Genomic DNA, 4,129 nt, shown 5'->3' with positions numbered 1-4,129 from the left:
AGGAGGCACAGGGCGGCCTCACCCTGCCCGAGCACGACCCTGACATCGTGTCCGGGCTCTCACCGGCACGGGCTGCCCCCGGGCTGCGAGGTGCGGCAGCATGCGGCGCATGGACGCCACCTCGCAGCCCACAGGTCCCCTCGCCGGTCTCAAGGTCGTCGAGATGGCGGGGATCGGGCCGGCCCCGTTCGTGGCCATGGTGCTGGCCGACCTCGGCGCAGACGTGGTCCGGGTGGACCGCCCCGGCGGCCCCGGCCTGCAGGTGACGGCCCCGGCATACGACGTCCTCAACCGCGGCCGCCGCAACGTCTGCCTCGACCTCAAGCGGCCCGAGGCGCGCGAGGCGGTGCTGCAGCTGGTGGACCGGGCGGACGTGCTGCTCGAGGGCTTCCGCCCCGGGGTGATGGAACGGCTCGGTCTCGGGCCGCAGGAGTGCGCCGCGCGCAACGCGCGGCTCGTGTATGCCCGGATGACCGGGTGGGGCCAGGACGGCCCGCTGGCCGCGCGCGCCGGCCACGACATCGCCTACATCGCCCTCACCGGTGCCCTGCACGCCACCGGCCGGGCCGGCGGGCCGCCCCAGGTGCCGGCCAACCTGCTGGGGGACTTCGGCGGCGGCGCGATGACCTGTCTGGTCGGGATCCTGGCCGCGTTGCACGAGCGGACCCGCAGCGGGCTGGGCCAGACCGTCGACGCGGCGATCGTCGACGGCACCGCACTGCTCACCGCCCAGCTCCAGGGCCTGGTCGGCGCGGGCGTGTGGGAGCCGAGCCGCGGGGTGAACCTGCTCGACACCGGCGCGCCGTTCTACGACGTCTACGAGACCGCCGACGGCGAGCACGTGGCGGTGGGCGCCCTGGAGCCACGCTTCTACGCCGCGCTGCTCGAGGGGCTGGAGCTCGACCCGGCGCAGGTGCCCGACCGGAACGACCCGGCGCTGTGGCCGCGGCTGCGCACCACGCTGGCGGCCGCCTTCGCCGGCCGCACCCAGGCAGAGTGGGTGGAGGTGTTCGCCGACTCCGACGCCTGCGTCGCGCCGGTCGTGCCGCTGCACCGCGCACCGCAGCACCCGCACCTGGCCGCCCGTGCGGCATACACGCAGGTGGACGGGGTGACCCAGCCGGCGCCGGCACCGCGCTTCGGGCGCACCCCGGGGGCGGTGACCCGGGGCCCGGCGGCGACCGGGGAGCACACCCGCGAGGCGCTGGCCGACTGGGGCGTGGCCGACGTGGACGCGCTCATCGGCACGGGGGTAGCCGTGCAGGCCTGAGGCCTGGATGACACCATTGGTCGCGTGCTCCCCGAGGTCGCGCCGACGGCTGCCAGCAAACCCTTGGTCATCGCCCACCGCGGCGCCAGCAAGGCCGAACCGGAACACACGCTCAAGGCCTACAAACGGGCGATCGCCGAGGGGGCCGACGCGCTCGAGTGCGACGTGCGGCTGACCGCCGACTCCCACCTCGTGTGCGTGCACGACCGCCGGGTCAACCGCACCTCCAACGGCAGGGGGCTGGTCTCCACCCTGGAGCTGGCCAAGCTCGAGGGGCTGGACTGGGGCTCCTGGCACGAGCTGCACGGCACCGACGACGAGATCCCGGACCGGGACCGCAAGCAGATCCTCACCCTGCGCTCGCTGCTGCGGACCGTCCTCGAGGCCGACCGCGAGGTCGGCCTCGCCATCGAGACCAAGCACCCCACCCGGTATGCCGGGCTGGTCGAGCGGGAGCTCGCGCGGGTGCTCACCGAGATGGGGCTGCACCGGGCCCACGTGCCCGGCCGCCCGCACGTGCGGGTGATGTCGTTCTCGCAGCTGGCCTGCCAGCGGATGCGCCAGCTGTGCCCCGAGCTCGACCTCGTCTACCTCATCGAGGGCTCGGTCCCGCTGCGGTTCCGGGACGGCTCGCTGCCCAAGGGCGTCCGGATCGCCGGGCTGGACATCAAGCTCGTGCGCCGGTGGCCGCAGACCGTCGCCCGGCAGCACCGCCGCGGGCACCAGGTCTACGTCTGGACGGTCGACACCGCCGAGGACGTGGACCTGTGCCTCGAGCTCGGCGTGGACGCGATCATCACCAACCGTCCCCACTTCGTCCTCGACCACACCCGGGACAGCCATTAGCCTGTGTCGAAGAGCCGGGTGGGCAGCTTCGCGAGGACGGAGACGTGATGGGGGCGGCAGGGGGCGGTACTGCTTCTGACCCGGCGACCGCAGCACCGGCGCAGGGTGAGCAGGCTCCGCTGGTGGACGACTTCGGCGGCGAGGTGGGGGTCGGTCAGACCCGCACCATCCGGGTGCCGTGGGACGCAGCGTCGGTGACCAAGGTCCGGCGCGCAGTGGTGACCGACCTGCGTGCTCGCGGCGTCGGCGCCGAGGTGGTCGACGAGGCCGAGATCGTGGTGTCCGAGCTGGTCGCCAACGCGCTGCGGCACGCCAAGCCGCTCGGGGACGGCGCGGTCCGGGTGCACTGGAAGGTCAAGGACCCGGTGGTCGAGGTCGAGGTGACCGACGGCGGCGGGCCGACCAGCCCGCGCCCGGCGCCGCCCTCGGTCTGGGGCCAGGCCGGTCGGGGCCTGCGCATCGTGCGCAGCCTCGCCCACGAGTGGGGCGTGCAGGACGAGCGCTCCGGCTGCACCGTGTGGGTCGCCCTCGGCGGCCCGTCGCGGCGCCGCACCGGCTGAGTCACCCGCCCACTAGGGTGGGCGACCATGGGCAAGGCTTCCCGACGCAGTCGTCAGTCCGCATCCGGCCAGCGCGCCGCGACCCCCGCACCGGCACCCTTCGTGTCGCGCCCCTTCGAGGGGCTGACCGGGGAGACCGACTGGGTGGCGCTGCGCGAGATCCTGCCCGCGGCCACCGCCACGGTGCGGGTCGCCGCTGACGCCTCCCTCGAGGGGGCTGCCGGCACGGCCACCATCGCCACCGTCCTGCCGCTGGCCTGGCCGGGCCTGCACCGCACCGACGGGCAGGTGCTCGTGGCCACCCAGTCCGGCAGCAGCACCGGCGACGCCAGCCGCGACCTGGCCCAGGTGCTGCTCGCGACGCTGGCCGCCGAGCCCGGGACCCCGGTGACCTCCACCCCGCAGGCGACCGCCGGGACCCCGCGGCTGCAGGACGTGCTCGACCCGGCCATGCCGTTCGAGGTGACGGTGCACGAGGGCTTCGACTTCTGGGTCGAGGACGTCGCCGACCTCGACGAGGAGGGCCGCGCCAGCCTCGAGCGGGCCAACGCCGTCGCCGTGCCGACCCGGCCGCTGTCCGGCGTGACCTCGGCCTACTGGTGCCGCATCGGTGAGCGCACCCACCTGCGCTGGGTGCTGCCCCAGGACGAGGACCGCGCCACCGACGCGCTGGCCCGGCTGCACGCCGCCCACGACAGCGGCCTGGGGGAGGGGACCCGCCTGCTCGGGGCCTTCCGGGCGTGCGGCCTGCTCGTGCCGGTGTGGGACCTGGACCCGACCCGCGAGGCGGCCGACTACGAGGACGAGGCCGCGGCCTGGCTCAAGCGCTACGACCAGGCGCTGGCGGCGACCGAGCCGCTGACCGCGGAGGAGCGCCGGGCCCGCTCCGGTCTGCTCAGCCGCCAGGTCACCCTGCGCTGAGGCAGCCGGTGACCTCACCCACCCCGCGGCCGGGCCCTGTCGGGGTCGCCGCCGTCATCCCCGCCAAGGACGAGGCCGAGCGGATCGCCGCCACCATCGCGGCGGTGCGGGCGATCCCCGGTGTCGACCTCGTCGTGGTCGTCGACGACGGCAGCACCGACGCCACCGCCGACATCGCCCGCGAGGCGGGGGCGGTCGTCGAGCGGCACCCGCGCAACCGGGGCAAGGCGGCCGCCATGACCACCGGTGCGGCGCGGGTGGCCCGGGAGGACGCCGGGACCGCACGGCCGCTGCTCTTCGTGGACGCCGACCTCGAGGCCAGCGCCGCGAACCTGGGCGCCCTCGTGCCCCCGGTCACCGCGGGCGAGGCCGACATGACCATCGCGATCCTGCCCCCGCAGAAGCAGGCCGGCGGGGGGCGCGGCTTCGTGGTCCGCCTGGCGCGCAAGGGGATCCACGACCTCACCGGCTGGCAGGCCACCCAGCCGCTGTCCGGCATGCGGTGCCTGTCCCGCACCGCCTTCGACGCGGC

The 4,129-nt window shown here is 75.4% G+C and carries 5 protein-coding genes; all 5 read left to right on the top strand.

Translation table 11 applies throughout. From position 1 onward, the window contains the following. Window positions 1-109 precede the first annotated feature (109 nt). Window positions 110-1,270: a CaiB/BaiF CoA-transferase family protein gene (locus VF825_RS10410; RefSeq protein WP_331112918.1), complete on the top strand. Its 1,161-nt coding sequence runs from the start codon at window positions 110-112 to the stop codon at window positions 1,268-1,270. A 24-nt stretch (window positions 1,271-1,294) separates the two neighbouring features. Continuing rightward, entirely contained in the window at window positions 1,295-2,116 is an 822-nt protein-coding gene (locus tag VF825_RS10405) for a glycerophosphodiester phosphodiesterase family protein (protein WP_331112916.1), read from the top strand. Between the two features lie 122 nt (window positions 2,117-2,238). Continuing rightward, on the top strand, window positions 2,239-2,676 hold the full coding sequence (locus VF825_RS10400; protein ID WP_331112914.1) for an ATP-binding protein: 438 nt from the start codon (window positions 2,239-2,241) through the stop codon (window positions 2,674-2,676). A 27-nt stretch (window positions 2,677-2,703) separates the two neighbouring features. After that, entirely contained in the window at window positions 2,704-3,597 is an 894-nt protein-coding gene (locus tag VF825_RS10395; protein WP_331112912.1) for a DUF5926 family protein, read from the top strand. A gap of 8 nt (window positions 3,598-3,605) precedes the next feature. Beyond that, the coding region (locus VF825_RS10390; RefSeq protein ID WP_331112910.1) for a glycosyltransferase family 2 protein at window positions 3,606-4,129 on the top strand (524 nt) is incomplete at its 3' end.

Origin of the sequence: Oryzihumus sp. (assembly GCF_036391795.1) — a bacterium.
Lineage (GTDB): Bacteria > Actinomycetota > Actinomycetes > Actinomycetales > Dermatophilaceae > Oryzihumus.
The sequence above is the reverse complement of the archived record's forward strand: the minus strand, read 5'-3'. Positions and strand labels throughout refer to the sequence as shown.

What these genes read in the sequence shown, in the direction of transcription:
- VF825_RS10410 (WP_331112918.1), top strand. Translation starts at nt 110, where the DNA reads ATGGACGCCACCTCGCAGCCCACAGGTCCCCTCGCCGGTCTCAAGGTC.
- VF825_RS10395 (WP_331112912.1), top strand. Translation starts at nt 2,704, where the DNA reads ATGGGCAAGGCTTCCCGACGCAGTCGTCAGTCCGCATCCGGCCAGCGC.